The following is a 24602-nucleotide window of genomic DNA, read 5'->3' on the forward strand; positions in this document are numbered from 1 at the left end:
AACATCCCGATGAAAATATTTTTTATCGTTTTGATTAAACGATGAATTTAAGTCCGCTTGCCAACATCGGCAGGCTGAGCAGGGTTAACACTGTACCTGTTACTATGCCGCGGGCGGTTTGTTTATCCAAGGTTTGGTCGCGGTAGGCCAGCAAATACACACTGGCGGCCGTTGGCATGGCGGCCAGCAGCACGCCCATGATCAGAAGCTCTGACGACACCCCCAGCATGGCCAGCAGACCAAGCGCCAGCAGCGGCTGGATAGCCAGTTTTGCCAGGTTGATGGGCCAGAAGGGTAAATCTTTTGCTGCCAGTGGTGGCTCTTTGAGTGAGCGGGCCAGGGCTATGCCGATTGCAAACAGGGCGCAGGGGCTGGAGCTTTGGCCGACAATCCTCACCAGGGTTTCGACTGAAGCTGGCAATATGAGCTCAAGATACGAGGCCAAAACCCCTAATGCGCTGCCAAGTACAATGGGATTTTTGCCCACTACTTTGGCCATCAGCCACAGGCGCTGAATGGGCGGCAGTGACTCGTGCACCAGCCTTAGCTGCACCACGGTGACGGCAAACATCAGCACCGATAACAGGCTCGCCACTGCAGCGGCCATCATGGCGGTGTTATTACCTGGGTAGAGCGCCATTAATACCGGAATGCCAATAAAGGCGGTGTTGCCGAAGGTGGCTGCCAGCGCACGGATAGCGGCGGGACGCGCTTTTCCTTCGGCGCGGCAATAGATTCGATACACGCTGAAGTAGGTCAGCGCCATCGCGCCGAGATAACCAAGCACAAAGCCTGGGTTCATGATGTCATCGAAGGGCGTGGCGGCCAGGCTTATGAATAAAATGGCCGGAAATGCCACAAAGTACACGTATTGATTCAGCACCCCTTCCACCGGCCTTGGCAGGATGCGATTGCACAGGGCGCCGGCTGCCATAATGGCAATCACGGCGAGGAGCGGCAAAAGCAGTTGCGACATACAGGCCTCTTGGGGTCACAAATTCGGTAGGGGGATCACGCGTAAGGGGCAAATTAGCATATGATAAAGCGGCCTGACCATTGGCAGTTGGTCGCAGTAACAAAGGAGTGCGGGTGATGAGAGAGCATCCCGGCAGCGAACTTGAGCTGATTTATCTGTTTGTGCAGTTGGTGGATGCCGGCAGCCTGTCGGCACTGGCGATGCGCCTCGACATGCCGGTGGCTACCGTGAGCCGCAAGTTATCCCGCCTCGAGCAAAGCCGCGGTCGTCAGCTGCTGATGCGTAGTACCCGCAAAATCCGCCTCACCGAAGAGGGCATGGCGTTGTACGAGCGTTATCGGGCACTGGTGAGCGCCGTGGATACCTTGTATGGCGGCGGTGAAGATTTGCTGGAAGGCACGTTGAGGATTGCCGCGCCCATTTCCATTGTCTCGATGATCTTTATGAAGACCATCAACGAGTTTCGTCGCACTTATCCGGGCATTCGACTGCACATTACCCAGAAAAACGAGGTAGTGGATCTTATCGATAAGGGGATCGACATTGCCATTGTTGGCGGCATTCAGCCGGACTCATCCTGGGTGGCTGTGCCGCTGGGCACCTTGGATTATCGGCTGGTTGCGTCACCTGCCTACATTGAGGCCCGGGGCAAGCCTCAGCATCCCAGTGCGCTGGCAAGCCATGACATCATTAAGGTGTGGCCACTGTATAACTGGTCACTGCGTCACCCCCAGGGGGAGGCGTTTTATTATGATGGCCCGGCGAGTCTCACCCTGACCGACTTACAGGGCGCTATCAGCGCCTGTGTGGACGATGGTGGCATTCTTTATGGGCCGGAACTCTTTTTCAAGCAGGAGCTGCAATCGGGCGCGCTGGTCCCAGTACTTGGTGATTGGGTTGGCGAGCGGCGGCGGATCTCGATTCTGTGTCATCAGCGCCAGCAGCAGCCCGCCAAGGTCAAAGCCTTTATCGACTTTATGAAATCCCGTGCCGATGGCCTGTTTTCGATGACTGATGCGGTGGATTAGAGCGCGCTTCAAGCCAAAGTCACAAGACCGACCTGCAGCTGGCGTTTGCGGGATATTGGGGGCATGAGGACGTTGCGAAAGCGGGCAGCCAAGGAAGCAAACAAGAAAGCAAGAAAGCGCCGCAGGCTGAGGACGTGAGTTAAGTGAGTTGGTGCGATTGGCAGCAACTGCGCCTGAGCCTGCAGTTTATCGCCTCAGGTCAATTGGCCTGTTATCGCTTTAGTCTGTGGCTGCCTGCGGCCTTGCGGGGCTTTTCGCCTGGTTTGCCCCTGGGCTTGAATCCGGCATCGCCGCTGGCGTATTCCTTTACTGGCGGCAATATCCCCAGCTCCTGAAAAAACGCCACCTGACGCCTGAGCTCAAACAGGGAGCCAATACGCACCTCGTCACCTATGGTGAGCTTCCAGCTGTTGGTCTTGCCGTCGCTGTTGGTGAGTACATATCCCTGATAGAGCAAGGTTTTCATCGATTAACCCTTTCAGGCCTGCGCGGTATCCTGCACGCTGATCCCGATGTTGGATACGCCGCTGCTGACAATTTCCTTTCTGAGCGCCTTGATAAAGTCGGCCGACATATCCGGGTTATCTTCAACCAGATCCAGCAGTGACGCCTGCAGTTCGCGCTCGGCTACCATGGCTTCGTGGGCGAATACAAAGTCGTCCAGCGCCTCATCGTCCAGCTCTACATCACTGATGGCTTCGATATAGTTGGCCACAGTTGCCGAAGACAATTTACTGATATTAGTGATGTCTTCTTCGATTTTGCTCTCGATGCCGCTGAGCAGACTCACCAGAGCCACCGCTGCATCCATGGCAGGGTAGGCGCCATAAACGTCAAATTGCTCAGGCTCAGGCGTCACTTCTTCCAGGCGGTCGAGGTGCAGCTCAAGGTTAAGCTTCAGCTTGCGGTCGTACAGAGACTGCCACAGCAGGTTCAGTACGGTATCCAGCACCTTGGGGTCGCCAAACTCGCATACCTCGGAGAACAGTTGGTAGTTGGGGTACATGCGCTGGCACAGGGCCACGGCAAACAGTTGCTTTTGAGGCAGGGACAAGGCCTTGAGGCGCTTGAAAAATCCGGGTTTAGAGCTCATTGGGAACTTCCGCTGACATCTGGGAAATAACTTGGGTTGCCGCCGATTCTACCTTAGTCAGCTCATCAAGTAACTCAAGGATTTCCGGTTCGACATCTGCCACCTCGGCGCCGCGCTTGAGCGCAGACTCGATTTGTTGGCAGAGTTTCTGGGTGGTGGGCACGCCGCAATAGCAGCTGGCGCCGTGGAGTTTGTGTACCGTGTAAAGCATGGCTTCGTTGTCGCTGCGGGCCATGGCAAGTTCGATATCGTTTACTGTGCCGGGCAGAGATTCCAACATCATCTTCAACATGTCGATGGCGAGGTCTTCTTTTTGGTTGGCCTGGCTTAAACACAGCTCCCAGTTGAGGGTGTTGCTGTCGAAGTGGGTGAACTTGGGACGGGTCAGCCAACGGGCAATCACCCCTTTAAGGGCAGCTTCGTCGATGGGTTTTGGCAGGTAGCCATCCATGCCGCTGGCCTGAATGCGTTCGCGCTCTTCGTTAATCGCATGGGCGGTCACGGCAATAATCGGGGTATTGCGATTCAACGAGTCCTGACGGATAAGCCTTGTTGCCGTAATGCCATCGGTGCCTGGCATTTGAATGTCCATAAAAATCAAATCAAAGGCGCGACTCTTGGCCAGGGCAACCGCCTGATCGCCACTGCTGACGGCCACCACGTTGGCAACCAGTTCTTTAAGCAGCGTATCAATCAGTTTCAGGTTGGCGAGGTTATCGTCCACCGCCAGCACGTTCAACGGATGGCGGGTGGTCGGCGTCTTGGTAATTTGCGGCTTGGGCGCCACATCGCGCTTCACCGGCGGGAAAATCAGGTTTTGCGCCAGCTTAAGCTCGCTCACTGGCAACTGCAGCACCAGGTCGACAAAGGGCTCCATTTCCTGGGTGTAGACCTCTGGGTCGAGGCAGTCGTTCAGCAACAGTAAAGAGCCGGTGTGATCTTTTACCTTGGCCAGATGACGCTGCAGATCTTCGCAGGTTTCGCAGCTTTGGCCCGACAGCAAGATGGCATCATAGTGTCTGTCGCCAAGGTGCTGCTCAAGTTCATCTTCGCTGCTCGCCAGGGTCACCATCATGTGCCAGTCCTTGAGCTTGCGGGAGATGGATTCACGGGTGAGTTTACGTGGCTCGAACAACAGCACCGAATGGCCAATGAGTTTTTCCAGCGGCAGAGTGTCGTGCGCCGGGAAGGGGCTCAGTTGCAGCGGCACGGTAAACCAGAAACTTGACCCTTTGCCCACCTCGGAATGAAACCCGATGCGGCCGCCCATCATCTGCACCACCAAACGCTTGGTGATCACAAGGCCTAACCCGGTGCCGCCATAACGGCGCGAAATCGATGAGTCGGCCTGACCGAAAGCCTGGAACAGCAGTTCCTGCTGTTCGGGGTCAATGCCTATGCCTGTGTCGGTGACTTCACAGCGCAGGGTAATGTTGTTCTCTTCCTGGGACAACAGGCCGATTTTCAGGTGCACGCTGCCCTGTTCGGTAAACTTGATGGCGTTGCCCACCAGGTTGGTGGTGATTTGCGACAGCCGCATCACATCGCCACTTAAGTTTTCGGGTACCTGAGAGTCCACATCCACCACAAACTCAAGCCCCTTGGCATGGGCACTGCCCGCCAGCAGGTTGATGGTGTCTTCCAGCGATGAGCGCAGCCCAAAAGGCATGCTCTCCAGCACCATCTTGTTGGCTTCAAGCTTGGAGAAGTCGAGGATATCGTTGATGATTTGCAGCAAACTGGTGGCGCTGCGCTCGATGGTCTTGATGTATTCCATCTGGCTTGAGTGCAGCGGTGTCTTCAGCAATTGTCTGGCAAAACCAATCACCCCGTTGAGCGGGGTTCTGAGTTCGTGGGACATGTTTGCCAAAAACTCAGACTTAATGCGGCTGGCCTCCTGGGCGTCCTTCTTGGCTCTGTCCAGAGCGATGTTCTGGATTTCAATCTGCTCCAGGGTTTCACGTAAATCCGAGGTGGCCTGGTCGATGTTTTGCTGCATCTCGTCGTGGTATTCCGACAGCGACGAAGCCATGGCGTTAATACCGCGGTTGAGCAAATCCAGCTCGCCGATAAGGTTGCCTTCGAGCCTGGCGTCGAGCTTTCCTTCGCGAATTTTGCCCACCAGTTTCACCATGTCGGTGATAGGTTGGGTGACGTTTTTCACCAGACGGAAGGTAAACAGCAGGTTCAGCTGCACCCCAATCAGCACGATAATAAAGGCGGCAACCGCTGCCCTGTGCTGCTCCAGCAGCGCCTTCTCTTTATTGAGCATCAAAGAGACATAACCCAGCAGGGTGGCGTTGGAGTTGTCGGGCATCACCACAGCATCGTTGAAACGGCCGCTGCCATCGTCGCTGCGATCGACGCCGCTGGGGGCTTTGCTGTTAATGGCGAAAATAGGCGTGCGCACTATGAGGGTATCGCCCTCATGCTCAAATTGGGTTTCCTTAAGACTGTCCAGCGCCTCTTTGTAGCGCATTACTTCAAAGTCTTTGTGATAATGGGAGGTGACAAACAGTTGATTATTAATGTCGAAAATCGCAATGGACTTGACCAGGGTCGACTTATTCAGCTGCGCCCGGGCCAGCAGCACCTTGGTAATTTCGCGATTGTTGGTCGACAGACTTTGCTCTGCAGAAATGGCCAGCGGTTCGATGATGTTGCTGCCCATCTCTTTGAGCGTGTCTTCGAGATCATAGAAGCGGTTTATGGTAAAGTAGCTGCCCAAAAGAATACCAACGAGGATCGTGGGCGCGAGCGCCAACACCAATACCCAGGACCGCAGACTGTATTTTGTCATATTGTGCGCGGTATTCATGTGCTGGGTTATCCCTGTTTTCCTTTGAGTTTGAATGTTCTAAGACTGCCAGAAACCCGGCCGTCTTAACAGATTTTTCTTGTGTGAGACCACAATGGCACAGTTTTTCAAAGCAAAGCCCAGTAACGCGAAAAAGCTTTCCCAAAAGATAGCACTCAAGGTGCAAAGGCTCGATCATTTGGGGGCAGGAATTTCCGAATATCAGGGCAAGGTAGTCTTTATTCCGGGCGCGCTGGCGGGTGAAACCGTTGAAGTGCAGCTTACCGACCAGAAGAAAAACTATGCCCACGCCCGCCTGATTAAGGTGATTGAGCCGAGCGAGTCGCGTCAGGCTGCGGATTGCCCCTGGTATGGCCGCTGCGGTGGCTGTGATTTGCAGCATCTGTCGCTTGCATCCCAGCGTGAGTACAAATCTGCCGCCCTGGCTGACATTCTTGGCCGTGGTCTTGGCGAAGCCGTGACCATCACTGAAGCTCCCATAGTGGCCGAAGGCTGGCATTATCGTCGCCGGGCGCGTCTGGCTACTCTGCTCGGTAAAGACAATCAGCGCCTGTCGCTTGGCTTTCGTGAAGAGGCTAGCAAAGCCGTGGTCGGCATTGAACACTGCGCCGTGCTGGCTAAGCCTTTGTCCGATTTGATTGCCCCTTTCTCCGAGCTGCTTAACCGCTTGAAGGGCAAGCAGCGCCTTGGGCATCTGGAGCTGCTGGAAACCGAGCGTGGCATTTATGCGGTGCTTCGTATCACGGCGGCGCTGGCTCAGAGCGATAAAAAGCTGTTGCAGGCCTTTGCCGATGACAAGCAGATAGCGCTGCTGCTGCAGGGTAACGAAGGCGAGCTTGAATTCATGTCCACAGACAGCGCGCTGCCGGCGTATCAGCTGAGCGATGATATTGAGCTTGAGTTCGCTCCCGGTAACTTTATCCAGGTCAATGGCGAGGTGAATCAGGCCATGGTCACTCAGGCCATTGACTGGCTTGATATTCAGCCCGGTGAGCGGGTACTGGACCTCTTTTGCGGTGTGGGCAATTTCAGTTTGCCGCTGGCAAAGCGCGGCGCCGACGTGATTGGGGTGGAAGGCGTTGCCGAAATGGTGGAACGTGCCCGCAGCAATGCCGCTAAAAATGGCCTGGAAAATGTGGCGTTTTACTGCGCCGACTTGAGCGCCGATTTAGCCGCCGAGCCCTGGCTTGGCAAAATCGACAAGCTGCTGCTTGACCCTGCCCGCGCCGGCGCCTACGAAAGCTTAAAGTGGCTTAAAAAGATGAAGCCTGCCAGCGTGCTTTATGTCTCCTGTAATCCAGCCAGCCTGGGCCGGGATGCCGCGCTGCTGAAAGAGGCTGGTTATCGTTTGAGTCGTTTGGGGCTGGTGGATATGTTCCCCCAGACTCACCACAGTGAAGGCATGGCACTTTTCGAACTTGTAAAATAATCGGTAGATTTTGCGTGATGTAGCAAATTTAATGGCCAATTGGCCTGCTATGGTTTGACAAGTTCGCAGCAATCCTGAAGATAAAGGCTTTAGCTGTTTTAGCCGCTGTGAAAATAGCAGTGAAGAGGGATCCTTAAACCTATGGTGTCAGTCCGCGAAGCACACTTCACCGATGTCGATTTCAACCTCGAAGACTGGGTTGCCCGCTATGTGGAGGAACCACAGGACGCCGAGGTCCTGCTTGAGCTGCTGCGCAGCGTGCAAGCCATACCGGTCAAGGATGTGAAAGCCCATCAGGCGCTGATGTTCCGTGCCCGGGAGATGATTGAAATCCTGGCGCCGCTGAACATGGATCTCGAAACCCTGCAGGCGGCGGTGCTGTTTTCGGTGCAGGAAGCCGGGCTGCTGCCACAGGAAAAACTCATCGAAAAGTTCGGTGACAAGCTGGGGAATCTGGTTGCCAGCGTGGTAACCATGAACGCCATCGGCAGCCTCAAACTCGGTGAGCAGTCGCGCTCCGCCGAAGTGCAAATCGACAACATCCGCAAGATGCTGCTGGCCATGGTGGAAGATGTGCGCGCCGTGGTCATCAAGCTTGCCGAGCGGGTGTGTTTGCTGCGGGCGGTGAAAAACGCCGATGAAGAAACCCGGGTGCTGCTGGCCCGTGAAATCGCCGATATTTATGCGCCGCTGGCAAACCGTTTGGGCATAGGTCAGCTCAAGTGGGAGCTTGAGGACATTTCCTTCCGCTATCTGCATCCTGAAACCTATAAAGAAATTGCCAAACAGCTTGATGGTAAGCGCATCGATCGCGAAACCTACATAGAGCAGTTTGTAAACGACCTGCAGGCCAAGCTCGACGAAGAGCATATTCGCGCCAAGGTATACGGCCGCCCCAAACACATCTACTCCATCTGGCGCAAGATGAAGGGCAAGCACCTCAAGTTTGATGAGCTGTTTGATGTGCGCGCCGTGCGAATCGTTACCGACCGTTTGCAGGACTGCTACGGCGCCCTGGGTGTGGTGCACACTCTTTACCATCATATTCCGCGGGAGTTTGACGACTATGTCGCCAATCCCAAGCCCAACGGTTACCAGTCCATTCACACAGTGGTGGTGGGGCCTGAGGGTAAAACCGTTGAAATTCAAATTCGTACCGAAGATATGCATCAGGACGCCGAGCTTGGCGTGGCGGCCCACTGGAAATACAAAGAGGGCCATGCAGGCAAACAAAGCGGCTACGAAGAGAAAATTAACTGGCTGCGTAAAATTCTGCAGTGGCAGGAAGACGTGGTGGAAAGCGGCAACCTGGTGGAAGAAATTCGCAGCCAGGTGTTCGAGGACCGGGTGTATGTGTTTACCCCGTCAGGCGAGGTGGTGGACTTGCCCGCCGGCAGTACCGTGCTCGACTTTGCCTATTACATTCACTCTCAGGTGGGCCACAAGTGTATTGGCGCCAAGGTGGATGGCCGCATCGTGCCTTTCACTTATCAGGTGGAAACCGGTGAGCGGATTGAAATCATCACCTCCAAGCACCCCAATCCCAAGCGTGATTGGCTCAATCCCAACCTGGGTTACATCAAGACCTCCCGCGCCCGCAGCAAAATCCAGCATTGGTTCAAGCAGCAGGACAGGGACAAAAACCTGGCCGCTGGCCGCGAGATGCTGGAAGCCGAGCTCAGCCGTGTTGGACTGACCCTGAAAGATGTTGGCAGCGCCATTGAGCGCTTTAACATGACCAATATGGACGACCTGCTGGCGGCCATTGGTGGTGGCGATGTGCGTCTTAATCAGGTGGTGAATCACATCCAGAGTCGGATGCGGGTGCACGAGATTTCCGATGAAGAGGCGGTGGATGAGCTGGTTAAAAAAGGCCAGCACAAGCCGATTGCCAAGACCCGGGATCAGATTGAAGTGAATGGCGTGGGTAACCTTCTAAGCCATATCGCCCAGTGCTGCCGCCCTGTGCCCGGTGATGAAATCTTTGGCTTTATCACCAAGGGCCGAGGTATTTCGGTGCACCGCGCCGACTGCGAGCAGGTGAAAGAGCTGATGCGCGCTCATCCCGAGCGGGTGGTGGATGTGGTCTGGGGCGAGAATTACTCCGGCGGTTACAAAATCCGTCTGCGGGTGCTGGCCCATGACAGAACCGGTTTGCTGCGGGATTTAACCTCGGTGCTGGCGGCGGAGAAATCCAATGTGCTTGCCATGAGCAGCTCATCGGATATCAAAAACCAGACCGCGGCCATTGAGCTTGAGCTTGAGCTTTATAACGTTGATGGCCTCTCCAGGGTGCTGTCGAAGTTAGGTCAGGTCGATGGGGTGATAGAGGCTCGCCGCCTCTAATGCCTGTGATTTGACGCCTGTAAGTAGGTGAATATTAAACCTTTCAAACAAGGGCTGCGTCGCAGCCTTTGTTTTTAACGTGTTTTAAAACCATAGCTGCGCAGAATGCATATGTAGAAGGGAAAGCAAATGGGCTCAGAATTCAATGCCGACATCAATCCGCTGCTGGCCATTATGGCCAAATTGCGCGACCCGGAGCATGGCTGCCCCTGGGACAAGGCGCAGCGGTTCGAAACCATAGTGCCTTTTACTCTGGAAGAGGCCTACGAAGTGGCCGACACCATTGAGCGGATGGATCTTGATGAGTTGCCGGATGAGCTGGGGGACCTTTTGTTTCAGGTGGTGTTCTACTGCCAGCTTGGTAAAGAGCAGGGGCTGTTTGACTTCGATGAAGTCGTCCGGCGCATCTGTGCCAAGCTCACCTCCCGCCATCCCCATGTGTTTGGCGATATAGAAGTGAACTCCAGTAAAGAAGTGAAAGATAACTGGGAAGCTATTAAGGCCGCTGAACGCAAAGCTAAAGACAAGCACTCGGTGCTCGATGATGTGCCGGTAGGCCTGCCGGCCCTAAGCCGCGCCGCCAAAATCCAGAAACGGGTTGCCCGGGTGGGCTTTGACTGGGGCGAGTTGCCGCCGGTGGTGGCCAAGGTGGAAGAAGAAATTGCCGAAGTACTGGCCGAAGTGCAGGTGGATAATCCTGACCCGGAGCGGGTTGCCAGCGAGATGGGCGACCTCTTGTTTGCTGTGGTGAACATGGCGCGCCATCTGGGCGTCGAGCCCGAGCAGGCGCTGCGCCAGGCCAATCAAAAGTTTGAACGCCGTTTTCGCGGCGTGGAGGCGCTGGCATCCCAGGGAGGCAGACAATTGACTGATTATTCCCTCGCCGAGCTTGATGGCTTCTGGGATCAGGTAAAAGAGCAGGAAAAATCTCCCCGTTGAGGTTTGTCGAAAGCACAGGGCTTTGATATACTGTCGCCCCGTCCTGGTGCTTTCTTACAAGCACATATTTTCACACTCATATTTTCTCAGGTTCAGCATGACGACAAGGTATATCTTCGTGACTGGCGGCGTGGTTTCGTCGCTGGGCAAAGGCATTGCAGCAGCATCATTGGCAGCCATTCTTGAGGCACGGGGCCTCAACGTGACCATCATGAAGCTGGATCCTTACATCAACGTTGACCCAGGTACCATGAGCCCGACACAACACGGTGAAGTGTTTGTGACTGAGGACGGCGCAGAGACGGATCTGGACCTGGGTCACTATGAGCGTTTCATCCGTACCAAGATGAACCGCCGTAACAACTTCACCACCGGTCGTATTTACGAAGAGGTTCTGCGTAAAGAGCGCCGTGGTGACTATCTGGGCGCCACCATTCAGGTGATTCCACACATCACCAACGCCATCAAGGCCAAGGTGCTGGAAGGCGGCGAAGGCCATGACGTGGCCATCGTTGAGATTGGCGGTACCGTGGGTGATATCGAATCCCTGCCGTTCCTCGAGTCTATCCGTCAGCTGGGCGTTGAACTGGGCCGTGACCGTTCCATGTTCATGCACCTGACTCTGGTGCCATTCCTCGGTGCGGCCGGTGAAGTGAAAACCAAGCCAACTCAGCACTCGGTAAAAGAACTGCGTTCTATCGGTATTGCGCCGGATATTCTGGTTTGCCGCGGTGACCGCGCCATTCCTGCCAACGAGCGTGCCAAGATCTCCCTGTTCTGTAACGTGGAAGAGCGCGCCGTTATCTCTCTGAAAGACGTTGACTCCATCTACAAGATCCCGGCACTGCTGACCTCTCAGGGCCTGGATGACCTGGTTTGCAAGCGTTTCCACCTGGAATGCAAAGAAGCCGATCTGTCTGAGTGGGAGAACGTGATTTATCAGGAAGCCAACCCCAACGGTGAAATCACCATTGGTATGGTGGGTAAGTACATCGAGCTGCCTGACGCTTACAAGTCCGTGAACGAGGCGCTCAAGCACGCGGGTCTGAAGAATCGCGTGACTGTTAACATCAAGTACGTTGACTCTCAAAGTGTAGAAGCCAAAGGCGAAGAAGCCCTGGCTGGCCTGGATGGTATTCTGGTGCCTGGCGGCTTCGGCGAGCGTGGCGTGGAAGGTAAAATCCTGGCCGCCAAGTATGCCCGTGAAAACGACCTGCCTTACTTCGGTATTTGTCTGGGTATGCAGGTGGCGCTTATCGAGTTCGCCCGTAACGTGGCTGGCCTTGAAAACGCGCACTCAACCGAGTTCAACAAGCAAACTCCGCATCCGGTTGTGGGTCTGATCACAGAATGGATCGACGAAGAAGGTAATATTGAGCAGCGCGACGAAGCGTCCGATCTGGGCGGCACCATGCGCCTTGGTGCTCAGCTGTGTCACCTCAAGGCCGGTACCAAGGCTGCCGAGGCTTATGGCTCAGAAAGCTGTATCGAGCGTCATCGTCACCGTTTTGAAGTGAACAACAACTACGTGAAACAGCTTGAGAAAGCCGGCCTGGTATTCAGTGGCCTGTCTTCTGACCGCAAGCTGGTTGAAATGATTGAGCTGCCGAACCACCCTTGGTTTGTGGCTGGTCAGTTCCACCCAGAGTTTACTTCCACACCCCGTGACGGCCATCCGCTGTTCGAAGGTTTTGTGGCAGCAGCCAGAGCGCATCAAAAACGCAACCTGAGCTGATAAATACAAGCCGGCGCTGTGATGGCAGCGCCGGCTTTTTACTCTGGGGTTGGCGCAAAAATAAGCACGGGTAAATCCTGCCTGTGTGCGATGGACAAACAGAAAAAATCAGATACCCATATCAGGGTGCATTCAATTTGGTACATGAGCTCAATGTAGCGCTGAGATGGGTATGGGTTTTTTCTTTTCAACTTAACCTTTAATTCAAGACTAAATCGAGGACATTATGGCTAAGATTATCAAAGTGATCGGTCGTGAAATCATGGATTCACGCGGCAACCCAACTGTGGAAGCCGAAGTACACCTGGAAGGTGGCTTTGTTGGTATGGCGGCTGCGCCATCCGGTGCTTCTACCGGTAGCCGCGAAGCGCTGGAACTGCGTGACGGCGACAAAGCCCGTTACCTGGGTAAAGGTGTTCTGAAGGCCGTTGACAACGTAAATGGTCCTATCCGTGAAGCCCTGCTCGGTAAAGACGCCACCGCTCAGGCCGAGCTGGACGGCATCATGATTGCTCTGGACGGTACCGAGAACAAAGACAAGCTGGGCGCCAACGCCATTCTGGCTGTGTCTCTGGCCGCTGCCAAAGCCGCTGCCGCTGCGAAAGGTATCCCACTGTACGCTCACATCGCTGAGCTGAACGGCACCCCAGGTCAGTACAGCATGCCTGTGCCTATGATGAACATCCTTAACGGTGGTGAGCACGCTGACAACAACGTGGATATCCAGGAGTTCATGGTTCAGCCAGTGAGCGCCAAGAGCTTCCGTGAAGCCCTGCGTATGGGCGCCGAAATCTTCCACAACCTGAAGAAAGTGCTGAAGGCCAAAGGTCTGAACACTGCCGTGGGTGATGAAGGTGGTTTTGCGCCAAACCTGGCTTCCAACGCCGACGCTCTGGCTGTTATCAAAGAAGCCGTTGAAGCTGCCGGTTATAAGCTCGGCACCGACGTGACTCTGGCACTGGACTGCGCCGCCTCTGAGTTCTACAAAGATGGTCAGTATGACCTGTCTGGCGAAGGCAAAGTATTCAGCTCAAACGGTTTCTCTGACTTCCTTAAGTCACTGACCGAGCAGTACCCAATCGTATCTATCGAAGACGGTCTGGACGAGTCTGATTGGGAAGGTTGGGCATACCAGACCCAAATCCTCGGCGACAAGGTACAGCTGGTAGGTGACGACCTGTTCGTAACCAATACCAAGATCCTGAGCCGCGGTATTGAGCAGGGCATTGCCAACTCAATCCTGATCAAGTTCAACCAGATTGGTTCTCTGACCGAAACTCTGGCTGCTATCCGCATGGCCAAAGAAGCCGGTTACACCGCCGTTATCTCTCACCGTTCCGGTGAAACCGAAGATGCGACCATTGCCGATCTGGCCGTAGGTACTGCTGCCGGTCAAATCAAGACAGGTTCACTGTGCCGCTCTGACCGTGTTGCCAAGTACAACCAGCTGCTGCGTATCGAAGAGCAACTGGGTGAGAAAGCGCCATACCGCGGTCTGACCGAAATCAACGCCAAGGGCTAATCGCCTGATAAAATTTGATTGAATGCGCAAAAGGCCACCCCCAAGGTGGCCTTTTTTGTTGTAATATCTCCCCAAATTCACCCAATCACCTCAATTCATCCATGAAGCGATTCGTTCTGGTTCTCTTTGCCTTGCTGGTGCTGCTCCAGTACCGGCTATGGTTTGGCGATAATAGCCTGACCGAATACTTCAGTCTCAAAGATAAAATCCAGATGCGTCAGCAAACCAATGCTGAACTGCAGGAGCGCAACGATGTGCTTAAAGAGGAAATTCTGGATCTGAAAAGCGGCACCGAGGCGCTGGAAGAACGCGCCCGCAACGAATTGGGGTTGATTGAGAAAGGCGAAACCTTCTTCCGGGTTGTGGGCAGCGATGGTCGCGGCACCCAAGCGCAGGAACAGCCACAGGACAGTCAATGAATTCCCAAATACCCTCCGGTGGAAATATCGTGGCCATAGTGCCCGCCGCCGGTATTGGCAGCCGCATGGGCGCCACTATTCCCAAGCAGTATCTGCCATTGCTGGATAAACCGATTTTAGCCCACACCCTGGCAAGGCTGCTGTCTCACCCCGCGATTGATAAAGTCATAGTTGCAGTGGCGGCAGACGACAGCTGGTTTGACAGTTTAGCGGAGGCGCGCCACCCCAAGCTCACCCGGGTTTTGGGCGGCAAAGAGCGCGCCGACTCGGTATTGGCCGCTCTGTCTGCCTTGCCGGATAACAGCAATGCCTGGGCACTGGTGCACGATGCGGCCAGACCCTGTTTAACCCATGGCGACATAGATGCATTGCTTGAAAGTCGGCAACGTTTCCCTCAGGGGGCGATACTTGCCATGCCGGTACGGGACACCATGAAGCGGGCGGCAAAGGATGGCAGCATAGAGACCACCGTGTGCCGTGAAGCCCTGTGGCATGCACTAACGCCGCAGCTGTTTCCCGCCGCGAGCCTTAAACTGAATCTTAAGCAAGCGCTGGACGCCAGCGTTGCCGTAACCGACGAAGCGTCGGCGATGGAATGGGCCGGAGTGCATCCGGGGCTTGTCAGTGGCCGGGCCGACAATATCAAGGTCACCCATCCGGACGATTTACAGCTGGCAGGGCTTTTTCTGCAGGCCCAGCAGCAACACAATTAAGGAATTTCGATGAAAATCAGGATTGGCCACGGTTTTGATGTGCACAAGTTTGGCGCCGACCGTCCACTCATTCTCTGCGGCGTTGAAGTGCCTTATGAGACCGGGCTTATTGCCCACTCCGATGGTGATGTCGTGCTGCATGCCATCAGTGATGCCATCCTGGGCGCCATGGCGCTCGGTGACATAGGCAAGCACTTTCCCGACACCGACGCCGCCTATGAAGGCGCCGACAGCCGGGGGCTGTTACGCCACTGCTTTAAGCTTGCCCGGGAGCGCGGCTTTGCTATTGGCAACCTGGATGTGACCATCATCGCCCAGGCGCCGAAAATGCTGCCTCACATTGAGGCCATGCGCGCGGTACTGGCGGACGATCTGCAAACTGAGCTTGATAATATCAACGTAAAAGCGACCACCACCGAGAAGCTTGGCTTCACCGGTCGCAAAGAAGGCATCGCCGTGGAAGCTGTGGTGTTGATGGAGAATGTGAAATGACTGAGCTGACTTTTCTTTACGGCAAGCCGGCTGTAAGCGCCGATATCCGCACCCACAACAGCGACTTTCAGGTGAAAGAAATCCTGCCATTCCTGCCCGATGGTGAAGGCGAGCATCACTTGCTGCATATCCGCAAAGATGGCCTGAACACGGCGCAGGTGGCGGAGATGATTTCCAAATTTGCCAAGGTGCATCCCAAGGAAGTGACCTTTGCCGGTCAAAAAGACAAAAATGCCATTACCGAGCAGTGGTTTGGGGTGCGCATTCCCGGCAAGGATACCCCGGACTGGGCCGCAATGAGCAATGAGCAGATGCAGGTGTTGTCGTTTGCCCGCCATGGCAAAAAGCTGCGCACAGGCGCACTTTCAGGCAATCGTTTTACTTTGGTGCTGCGCAACGTTTCCGACCCACAGGAACTGGTTACCCGCCTCGAGCAGGTGCGCTCTGGCGGCGTGCCCAACTATTTCGGTGAGCAGCGTTTCGGCCATGATGGTGGCAATCTGGTTAAGGCGCGACAGATGTTTGAAGGCCGCAAGGTGAAAGACAGAAATAAGCGCAGCCTGTATCTGTCGGCGGTGCGCTCTGAGCTCTTTAATCAGGTGGTCAGCGCCCGTTTGGCAAGGCAAGATGCTTCCGGTTTGGGGTTGCTTGAGGGGGACTGTGTGATGCTTTCTGGCAGCCGCAGCTTCTTTGTGGCCGAAACTTGGGATGAGACGCTCAAAGGCCGTCTGGCTGAGAAAGATATTCAACTGTCGGCGCCCCTGTGGGGCCGCGGTGAGATGCTCGCCAAGGGCGACGCCGCCGAGTTTGAAGCGTCGGTGCTCGCGGCTTACGAGCTTGAGCGCAACGGCCTTGAAAAAGAAGGCCTGACCCAGGAGCGCCGCGCGCTGCTGCTGCGCCCTGAACAGCTGAGCTTTAAACTGGACGGCGATACCCTGACTCTGGATTTCTGCTTGCCGGCTGGCGCCTTTGCTACCAGTGTGCTGCGAGAGCTTTGTGAGTACAGCGACGTGAAAGAGCTGGAGTGGCGCCGCGCGGTGGCCGAACGTCAGGCACAGGAGGCCGCTAATGCGCCTGTTGGTGAGTAACGATGACGGGGTGCATGCCCCGGGCATCAAGGCGCTCGCCGAGGCCTTAAAGGCCATTGCCCATGTGGATGTAGTGGCACCGGATCGCAACTGCTCCGCCGCCAGCAACTCGTTAACCTTGACTAATCCATTGAGAATTAATAGGTTAGACAACGGCTATATCGCGGTTAACGGTACGCCATCGGATTGTGTGCACATTGCCATTCGGGAGATTTGCACCGAAGAGCCGCAGCTTGTGGTCTCGGGGATTAATGCCGGGGCCAATATGGGGGATGACACCCTCTATTCCGGCACTGTGGCTGCGGCCATGGAAGGGCGGTTTCAGGGGCTGCCGGCGATTGCGGTGTCTTTGTCTGCCCGAAACCCGCAGCACTATGATGCCGCTGCGCAAATAGCGCTGCGCATTGTGCAGGGGCTCAAGGCACACCCTTTGCCTGCTGATCAAATACTCAATGTGAATGTACCCGATTTGCCCCTTGAGCAAATCAAGGGCATCAAGGTTACTCGCCTGGGAGCGCGTCACAGGGCCGAAGGCGTGGTACGGACCGCCGATCCGGCCGGACGTGAAATCTTCTGGCTCGGGCCGCCGGGTGAAGAGCTTGATGCCAGCGAAGGCACTGACTTTGGCGCCGTGGCCGACGGCTATGTGTCCATCACGCCATTAACCGTGGATTTAACCGCTCACAGTCAACTTAACGCACTGGCAAACTGGATAGAAAAGATATGAACCCGACCGGCTCGACGGTGGCCATGAATCTGGCAAAAAAGCTGTATGAAGCGGGGATCCGCGACTCAGCCGTATTGCAGGCCATTGCCAATACCCCAAGAGAATTGTTTCTCGACGCGGCATTGGCGCATAAGGCCTATGAAAACACCGCCTTGCCAATAGGTCAGGGGCAAACCATTTCTCAGCCCTATATTGTGGCCCGCATGACCGAGCTTGTGATGCAGGCCAGGCCGCAGCGGATGTTGGAAGTGGGCACAGGCTCGGGTTATCAGGCCGCCATTTTGGCGCAGCTGGTACCTGAGCTTTGCACCATAGAGCGCATCAAGGCGCTGCAAATTCAGGCCCGGCAACGGCTCAAGCGGCTCGATTTGCACAATGTGTCTTTTAAATACGGTGATGGTTGGCAGGGTTGGCCCAACCGTGGCCCCTTCGATGCCATCATGGTCACAGCGGCCGCGTCTTCGGTACCCAGCGCGCTGCTTGAGCAGTTGGCCGAAGGTGGCTTATTGGTTATCCCGGTTGGGGATGACTCCCAGCAGCTGATGGCGATACGCCGCCAGGGACAGGACTTCAGCTCGGAAATCATTGAAGCCGTGAAGTTTGTGCCACTGGTTAATGGCGTGTTGGCTTAATCAAGGAAAAGAGCAGCTCGCCATGGCCAGACTGACACTGATGTGCCTATGTTTGTTACTGTTTGGAGGTTGCAGCCTGCAATCTCACCAACCTGCGCCAGTCGAAAGTGCGACATCCAAAAAAAAACCTGCCTATCCCAAAGGAAGTCTGACCAGTTCCACTTATCGGGTCAAAAAAGGTGACACCCTGTACTCGATCGCCTGGGGGGCGGGACGTGACTTCCAGGAAATTGCCAAGATTAATCAACTAAATAAACCGTATACCATCTTTCCTGGGCAGGTCCTCAAGCTCACCTCTAAAACCTCTGTTACAAAAGGTTCAACCGCTAAAAGCGGTGTCAAAAATCAACCTACGACAGCGGTGTCAAATGGCAAAATCAATAATAAACAATCTGTTACGGTAGCATCTTCTGGTAGCAATGCTGCTACAGGGGCGTCAAAAAAAACACTTGATCCGAAAAATAAAGCTGATTACGCTGTAACAAGTTCACAACAAAAAGCTAACCGTAATGCTACGACACCTGAAGGTTTGCCTGAAGAAGTCAGTCGCTGGTTATGGCCTGCCAAGGGTCGCTTGGTTGGAACCTTTTCTGCCAGAGAGCAGGGAAGTAAAGGGATTAAAATTGCAGGGCGACGGGGCGACCCCATCAGAGCCGCGGCAGAAGGCAGAGTGGTTTACGCCGGTAACGCGCTTCGTGGATATGGCAATCTCGTGATTATCAAGCACAGTGAAGATTTTCTCAGTGCTTACGCTCATCTCGATAAGATCCTGGTGAAAGAGAAGCAACAGGTCAGTGCTGGACAGACAGTTGCGAAAATGGGAAATACCGATGCTCAGCACGTGATGCTCCACTTCGAGATCCGTTTGCACGGTGTGTCGGTTAACCCACTGAAATATTTGCCGAAGCAGTAACTTTACGGCAGCCAATTGTGGCATTTGGAGGATAAAAAAGTGTATTAGATTCATTAACATATTCGGGTTTGGGAGAGTATATTATGAGCTTGAAAAACAATACCCTTGTTGCCGAAGAGCTTGTAGATTTTTCCGGAAAGGAGCCAGGATTCGATGCCAATGCGGAAGGTGAAGAAGTCAATCTGGTTCAAGACCTGGAACTGGAACAACAGGTTCAGGACGATTTACAACGCAATCTCGATGCCACTCAGCTCTATCTGAGCGAGATAGGCTTTTCCCCACTGCTCACTGCGGAAGAAGAAGTCTATTACTCCCGCAAAGCACTTCGCGGCTGCGAGAAATCTCGCAATCGTATGATTGAAAGCAACCTCCGTTTGGTAGTGAAAATAGCGCGTCGCTACAACAATCGCGGTTTGGCTCTGCTTGATCTTATCGAAGAAGGTAACCTTGGCCTGATCCGGGCCGTCGAAAAGTTTGACCCTGAACGGGGCTTCCGTTTCTCTACCTATGCGACCTGGTGGATCCGTCAGACCATTGAGCGCGCCATCATGAATCAGACCCGTACCATACGTCTGCCGATTCACGTGGTAAAAGAGCTCAATGTGTATCTGCGCACCGCAAGGGAGCTGGCGCACAAGCTGGATCACGAACCCACAGCGGAAGAAATTGCCGCCAAACTGGATTTGCCCAGCGTCGAAGTCAGTCGGATGTTGAAACTGAACGAGAAAATTACTTCGGTCGACATTCCCCTTGGCGGTGACAACGACAAGGCGCTGCTGGATGTATTGCCGGATGATGACTCAGTAGGCCCTGACTATAAGGTTCAGGATGAAGACATCTCCAACTCAGTAGTGAACTGGCTCAATGAGCTCAACACCAAGCAGCGCGAAGTGCTGGCACGCCGTTTTGGATTACTTGGCTATGAGCCCTCAACCCTGGAAGACGTAGGCGCTGAAATTGGCCTGACCCGTGAACGGGTGCGGCAAATTCAGGTAGAAGCCCTGAAACGCCTGCGGGATATTTTGAGTGCCCAGGGGCTGTCAGTAGAGGCTTTGTTCAGAAACTGACGTTCCCTATTCACGCCATAAAAAAACGCCTCTGTTTTCAATAGAAACGAGGCGTTTTTTAATGTGTCTTAATTAGCGCTGCTATTTACACTCGCCACTTACATCAAGCGCTTCAGTTCATAAATCAGCTCAAGTGCGGCCCTTGGGGTCAAGTCGTCGGCAACAATTCGCTCGAGCCTTGCTTCCACAGCAGAAGGCTCAGGCAGGGCGGCTGACAGTGGCAAGCTTTGCTGCGCTGGGTTGCCTGACTGATGGTCGCGGCTTTCCAGTTGATGCAGCTTATGTTTAGCGGCCTTGATGACATTTGCCGGAACCCCGGCAAGTGCCGCCACCTGCAGACCATAACTCTTGCTGGCAGCGCCCTCCTGAACGGCGTGCATAAAGGCGATGGTATCTTCATGCTCAATGGCATCCAGATGCACGTTGTGCACCCCGGGCAGCAATTCTGGCAGCTGGGTCAGCTCAAAATAGTGGGTCGCGAACAAGGTCATGGCGCCAAGTTTCTGTGCCAGGTATTCCGCCGCTGACCAAGCCAGTGACATCCCATCATAGGTGGAGGTACCGCGGCCAATCTCATCCATCAACACCAGGCTGTTTGCCGTGGCGTTGTGCAGGATGTTGGCAGTTTCCGTCATCTCCACCATAAAGGTCGAGCGCCCGGACGCCAGGTCATCACTGGCACCAATGCGGGTGAAAATTCTGTCCACCGGACCAATCAGTGCACGTTCCGCAGGTACAAAACTGCCGATATGCGCCATCAGGGTAATGAGCGCGACCTGACGCATATAAGTGGATTTACCGCCCATGTTGGGGCCGGTCACAATCAACATACGGCGCTGGCTGGACAACTCTACTGGGTTCGGGATGAAGGGGCTTTGGCTGACCCGCTCAACCACGGGGTGACGACCTGCTTCAATCAGGATCCCGGTGGTGTCGCTGAGTTCCGGGCAGTGATAGTTGAAGATATCGGCTCTATCGGCAAAGTTTGCCAGCACATCGAGCTCAGAGGCGGCGCGGGCAAAGTCCTGCAATTCCTGAAGCTTGGGCAATATCAAATCAAACAGCTCTTCCCACAGCTGCTTTTCAAGCGCCAGTGCCTTGCCCTGGCTGGAGAGCACCTTCTCTTCGTACTCTTTAAGCTCAGGAGTGATGTAGCGCTCGGTGTTTTTCAACGTCTGGCGACGCTGATAAGCAAGAGGCACCAGGGCTGATTGCGCTCGGCTGACTTCGATGTAGTAGCCGTGAACCCGGTTGAAGCCAACCTTGAGCGTGGCGATGCCGGTTCGCTCTTTTTCACGCAGCTCCATCTGCTCCAGATAGTCGATGCCGCCATCGCTGAGTTTGCGCCACTCATCCAGTTCACTGTGGTAGCCTTCGCGAATGACGCCGCCATCACGGATAAGTACCGGCGGATTATCCACAATTGCGCGGCTAAGCAGTTCATATTCCTCGGGGAAGTCACCCAGAAGAATATTGAGTGACTTCAGATGGCGCGACTCACAGCGCTGCACGCGCTCGCGGATAAGCGGCAAAATTCCGAGGGCATCTCTTAACCGGGCGAAGTCCCGCGGGCGGGCGCTTCGCAGCGCCAGACGCGCCAGAATACGCTCGATATCGCCAAGGGCTTTAAGTTCTGCACGAAGATCGTCGTAGAGTCCGGTTTCCAGCAATTCCTGCACTGCCTGCTGGCGACCACGAATGGTATCGTGGCAGCGCAGTGGCTGGTGGATCCAGCGCTGCAGCATCCGACTGCCCATGGCGGTGACTGTGTTATCCAGCACGCTGGCAAGGGTGTTTTCCCGCGAGCCCGACAGGCTGATGGTCAGTTCCAGATTGCGGCGGGTGGCCGCATCCAGAATGATGCTATCGCCCTGATTGAAGCGCGCGATGGAATTGATATGGGGCAGGGCGGTGCGCTGAGTGTCTTTAACGTATTGCATCAGACAGCCTGCGGCCTGCAGCGACAGGCGGGCGTCGGTAATGCCAAAGCCACGCAGATCGCGGGTACCAAACTGCTCAAGCAGCAGCTTGATGCAGGTATCGTAGTCAAACTCCCACTCGGGGCGGCGGCGCTTGCCCTTGATATGATTAATCAGCGCCATATCGGCAAAGTCTTCGCTGTATAAAAGCTCTGCCGGACAGGTGCGCTGAAGCTCGGCCTCAAGCGCTTCACGGCTTGGTAATTCAGCAATGACAAAGCGGCCGGATGCCACATCCAGAGTGGCAAAACCATAACCCACCTTGCCCTGGTAAACCGCAGCCAGCAGATTATCCTGGCGCTCCTGCAGCAGCGCTTCATCGGTAAGCGTACCCGGCGTGACGACGCGTACCACTTTACGTTCTACCGGGCCTTTTGAGGTGGCCGGGTCGCCTATTTGCTCACAAATGGCAACCGACTGACCCAATTGCACCAACTTGGCCAGATAGCCTTCCACCGCATGATAGGGGATACCCGCCATGGGGATAGGATCGCCGCCGCTCTTGCCGCGGGCAGTCAGTGAAATGGCCAGCATTTCCGAGGCACGCTTGGCATCATCGTAAAAGAGTTCATAAAAGTCGCCCATACGATAAAACAGCAGCATGTCGGGGTGCGCTGCCTTCATGGTCAGATACTGACGCATCATTGGGGTGTGTTTTTCGAGATCAAGCAGGTCTGTGCTGTTCATTGCCACTCTGTTATTGCGATGGGGCTTGTCTGGTCAAGCCGCGGGTAAAGCCTATGGGCGCCCAGTCTACCAAGTTTTTCGCTAAAGTGATCCTTTTCAATTCAAGGTGATGAAACAGTGGATTTCTGCGCCGCTGAAAATTATTTCATCCAGGGGTTGATACTGTATGATTGTACAGTATACTAGCTTTCAATATGTACAAATACACAGGGCTTTTGCCTGAACCGCATTAACCGTTGCGTCTTCACAGCGCCAGCTGTGTGTGAGAGGGAACAATGAAAATCGATCCAAATAAAGAGAAAGCACTTGCCGCCGTTCTTGGCCAAATTGAAAAGCAGTTTGGTAAAGGCTCCATCATGAAGCTGGGTGAAGACCGCTCCATGGATGTGGAAACCATCTCCACCGGCTCGCTGTCTCTGGACGTGGCGTTGGGTGCCGGCGGTCTGCCAATGGGCCGTATTGTAGAAATCTATGGTCCTGAATCATCAGGTAAAACTACCCTGACTCTGGAAGTGATTGCTGCGGCTCAGCGTGCAGGCAAAGTGTGCGCCTTTATCGATGCTGAACACGCCCTCGACCCTGTATATGCCCGTAAGCTCGGCGTAGATATCGACAACCTGCTGTGTTCTCAGCCAGACACGGGTGAACAGGCGCTGGAAATCTGTGATGCGCTGACCCGCAGTGGCGCCGTAGACGTTATCATCGTCGACTCGGTTGCTGCACTGGTTCCTAAAGCGGAAATCGAAGGTGAAATCGGTGACTCTCACGTAGGCCTTGCGGCCCGTATGATGAGTCAGGCGATGCGTAAGCTTGCCGGTAACCTCAAGCAGTCCAACACCCTGCTGATTTTCATCAACCAAATCCGTATGAAGATTGGTGTGATGTTCGGTAACCCAGAAACCACTACCGGTGGTAACGCCCTGAAATTCTACGCATCCGTGCGTTTGGATATCCGCCGTACCGGTGCCATTAAAGAAGGCGACGAAGTGGTGGGTAACGAAACCCGCGTGAAAGTGGTTAAGAACAAGATTGCTGCACCTTTCCGTCAGGCTGACTTCCAGATCCTTTACGGCCAGGGCATTAACCGTACCGGTGAGCTGGTTGACCTGGGTGTACTGCACAAACTGATTGAGAAATCCGGTGCCTGGTACAGCTACAAGGGCGACAAGATTGGTCAGGGCCGTGCCAACGCGACCAAGTTCCTGGCCGAAAACGGTGAAATCGCTGCCGAGATTGAAAAGTCACTGCGCGATCTGCTGCTGTCTCACACCAGCTCTGCTGAAGCGACCAGCGCCGAAGGCGATGAAAACATCGACTTCGAAACCGGAGAAGTGTTCTGAGTCAGGAACTGATGAATCACGCACTGGCATCCCTTGCCAGGCGTGATCACAGCCGTAACGAACTCAAGCTTAAACTGCTCGCCAAGGGGCATGAGGCCCTCGAGATTGAGCGAGTACTGGATGAGTGTGAAGCCAAAGGCTACCTGAATGACAGTCGCTATGGTGCATCAGTTGTCCGCTCGTCAGTACTGAAAGGCCATGGCGCTGCCCGAGCGCGTCAGGCCATGATAGCCAAGGGATTGGATAAAGAGGTTATCCAAACCAACCTCGAAGGCTGTGATGTGGATTGGTATGCCCAAGCCAGGGCAAAGGCGCTGAAAAAGTTTGGTGCCACCAAACCTGTCGATGCCAAAGACAGGGCGAAACGCATCCGCTACCTTGCGGGGCAGGGATTCAGTTTCGATGAAATATCCCACGCGTTGGATTTTGACCCTTACGATATGGATTAAAGACCGCACCCGAGGCGGTCTTTTTTATTTTAGTCAGCCTTGCCCGCTGACTTTGTTTCCCGAGTGATTGAGACCCCAAACTCCTACCCCGATTGACCCGGATTTCGCGGCCTGTGCGCTATCTTATTCGAAACTCTTGAGGTTATAATGAGCCCCAAATTTTTGTCGGCAGCCCGTGGAAGTGGCTGCGGCTTGTCGTATCAGGCTTAT

At 54.7% G+C, this 24602-nt stretch carries 21 protein-coding genes; 16 read left to right on the forward strand and 5 right to left on the reverse strand.

The genetic code is table 11. The annotated features are described in order from the left end of the window. Positions 1–34: 34 nt before the first annotated feature. The gene (locus tag STH12_RS02805) at positions 35–976 is read right to left on the reverse strand and encodes an AEC family transporter (RefSeq protein ID WP_126166158.1); all 942 of its coding nucleotides are present in this window, start codon (positions 974–976) and stop codon (positions 35–37) included. Positions 977–1092: 116 nt separating this feature from the next. Here STH12_RS02805 and STH12_RS02810 point away from each other — a divergent pair, with 116 nt between their 5' ends. Continuing rightward, complete coding sequence (locus tag STH12_RS02810; protein WP_126166159.1) at positions 1093–2004, forward strand: LysR family transcriptional regulator; 912 nt, start codon at positions 1093–1095, stop codon at positions 2002–2004. 211 nt (positions 2005–2215) lie between these two features. Here the strand turns inward: STH12_RS02810 and STH12_RS02815 are convergent, their stop codons facing one another. From STH12_RS02815 to barA, 3 genes are read right to left on the reverse strand one after another with little or no spacing between them, the layout of a single operon-like run. Continuing rightward, positions 2216–2470, reverse strand: a complete 255-nt coding sequence (locus tag STH12_RS02815; protein WP_126166160.1) for a DUF3319 domain-containing protein — start codon at positions 2468–2470, stop codon at positions 2216–2218. A gap of 12 nt (positions 2471–2482) precedes the next feature. After that, a complete protein-coding gene (locus tag STH12_RS02820) occupies positions 2483–3097 on the reverse strand; it encodes a YjaG family protein (protein ID WP_126166161.1) in 615 nt (204 codons plus the stop codon). Further along, positions 3087–5915, reverse strand: a complete 2829-nt coding sequence (barA, locus tag STH12_RS02825; RefSeq protein ID WP_126166162.1) for a two-component sensor histidine kinase BarA — start codon at positions 5913–5915, stop codon at positions 3087–3089. The genes STH12_RS02820 and barA overlap by 11 nt, the downstream gene beginning before the upstream one ends. A gap of 94 nt (positions 5916–6009) precedes the next feature. Between barA and rlmD the strand changes: the two genes are divergently transcribed. The 13 genes from rlmD to rpoS all read left to right on the forward strand — a co-directional run bounded on the left by rlmD (position 6010) and on the right by rpoS (position 19937). After that, on the forward strand, positions 6010–7344 hold the full coding sequence (gene rlmD, locus STH12_RS02830; RefSeq protein ID WP_126166163.1) for a 23S rRNA (uracil(1939)-C(5))-methyltransferase RlmD: 1335 nt from the start codon (positions 6010–6012) through the stop codon (positions 7342–7344). 141 nt (positions 7345–7485) lie between these two features. Further along, positions 7486–9690: a GTP diphosphokinase gene (relA, locus tag STH12_RS02835; RefSeq protein ID WP_126166164.1), complete on the forward strand. Its 2205-nt coding sequence runs from the start codon at positions 7486–7488 to the stop codon at positions 9688–9690. Between the two features lie 129 nt (positions 9691–9819). Beyond that, positions 9820–10629, forward strand: a complete 810-nt coding sequence (gene mazG / locus STH12_RS02840) for a nucleoside triphosphate pyrophosphohydrolase (RefSeq protein WP_126166165.1) — start codon at positions 9820–9822, stop codon at positions 10627–10629. A 97-nt stretch (positions 10630–10726) separates the two neighbouring features. Then, the gene (locus STH12_RS02845; protein WP_126166166.1) at positions 10727–12364 is read left to right on the forward strand and encodes a CTP synthase; all 1638 of its coding nucleotides are present in this window, start codon (positions 10727–10729) and stop codon (positions 12362–12364) included. A gap of 226 nt (positions 12365–12590) precedes the next feature. Next, positions 12591–13886: a phosphopyruvate hydratase gene (gene eno / locus STH12_RS02850; protein ID WP_011759152.1), complete on the forward strand. Its 1296-nt coding sequence runs from the start codon at positions 12591–12593 to the stop codon at positions 13884–13886. Between the two features lie 101 nt (positions 13887–13987). Beyond that, complete coding sequence (gene ftsB / locus STH12_RS02855) at positions 13988–14305, forward strand: cell division protein FtsB (protein ID WP_126166167.1); 318 nt, start codon at positions 13988–13990, stop codon at positions 14303–14305. After that, positions 14302–15018 (forward strand): 2-C-methyl-D-erythritol 4-phosphate cytidylyltransferase, encoded by a 717-nt coding sequence (ispD, locus tag STH12_RS02860; RefSeq protein WP_126166168.1) that lies wholly within the window; start codon positions 14302–14304, stop codon positions 15016–15018. The genes ftsB and ispD overlap by 4 nt, the downstream gene beginning before the upstream one ends. Positions 15019–15027: 9 nt before the next feature. Further along, positions 15028–15510 carry a 2-C-methyl-D-erythritol 2,4-cyclodiphosphate synthase gene (gene ispF, locus STH12_RS02865; RefSeq protein ID WP_126166169.1) on the forward strand — a complete coding sequence of 161 codons (483 nt, stop codon included), beginning with the start codon at positions 15028–15030 and terminating at the stop codon, positions 15508–15510. Next, positions 15507–16598 (forward strand): tRNA pseudouridine(13) synthase TruD, encoded by a 1092-nt coding sequence (gene truD, locus STH12_RS02870; RefSeq protein WP_126166170.1) that lies wholly within the window; start codon positions 15507–15509, stop codon positions 16596–16598. The genes ispF and truD overlap by 4 nt, the downstream gene beginning before the upstream one ends. Next, complete coding sequence (gene surE / locus STH12_RS02875; RefSeq protein WP_126166171.1) at positions 16579–17325, forward strand: 5'/3'-nucleotidase SurE; 747 nt, start codon at positions 16579–16581, stop codon at positions 17323–17325. The genes truD and surE overlap by 20 nt, the downstream gene beginning before the upstream one ends. Next, on the forward strand, positions 17322–17957 hold the full coding sequence (locus tag STH12_RS02880; RefSeq protein ID WP_126166172.1) for a protein-L-isoaspartate(D-aspartate) O-methyltransferase: 636 nt from the start codon (positions 17322–17324) through the stop codon (positions 17955–17957). The genes surE and STH12_RS02880 overlap by 4 nt, the downstream gene beginning before the upstream one ends. A gap of 22 nt (positions 17958–17979) precedes the next feature. After that, the gene (locus STH12_RS02885; protein ID WP_126166173.1) at positions 17980–18870 is read left to right on the forward strand and encodes a peptidoglycan DD-metalloendopeptidase family protein; all 891 of its coding nucleotides are present in this window, start codon (positions 17980–17982) and stop codon (positions 18868–18870) included. A gap of 83 nt (positions 18871–18953) precedes the next feature. Further along, on the forward strand, positions 18954–19937 hold the full coding sequence (gene rpoS, locus STH12_RS02890) for an RNA polymerase sigma factor RpoS (RefSeq protein ID WP_126166174.1): 984 nt from the start codon (positions 18954–18956) through the stop codon (positions 19935–19937). 98 nt (positions 19938–20035) lie between these two features. Here rpoS and mutS read toward each other — a convergent pair whose 3' ends face one another. Next, positions 20036–22603: a DNA mismatch repair protein MutS gene (gene mutS, locus STH12_RS02895; protein WP_126166175.1), complete on the reverse strand. Its 2568-nt coding sequence runs from the start codon at positions 22601–22603 to the stop codon at positions 20036–20038. Positions 22604–22878: 275 nt separating this feature from the next. Between mutS and recA the strand changes: the two genes are divergently transcribed. After that, complete coding sequence (gene recA, locus STH12_RS02900; protein ID WP_126166176.1) at positions 22879–23943, forward strand: recombinase RecA; 1065 nt, start codon at positions 22879–22881, stop codon at positions 23941–23943. A gap of 11 nt (positions 23944–23954) precedes the next feature. Beyond that, complete coding sequence (locus STH12_RS02905; protein WP_237158721.1) at positions 23955–24392, forward strand: regulatory protein RecX; 438 nt, start codon at positions 23955–23957, stop codon at positions 24390–24392. Positions 24393–24602: the final 210 nt, after the last annotated feature.

It is taken from the genome of Shewanella khirikhana, from assembly GCF_003957745.1.
Classification (GTDB): domain Bacteria; phylum Pseudomonadota; class Gammaproteobacteria; order Enterobacterales; family Shewanellaceae; genus Shewanella; species Shewanella khirikhana.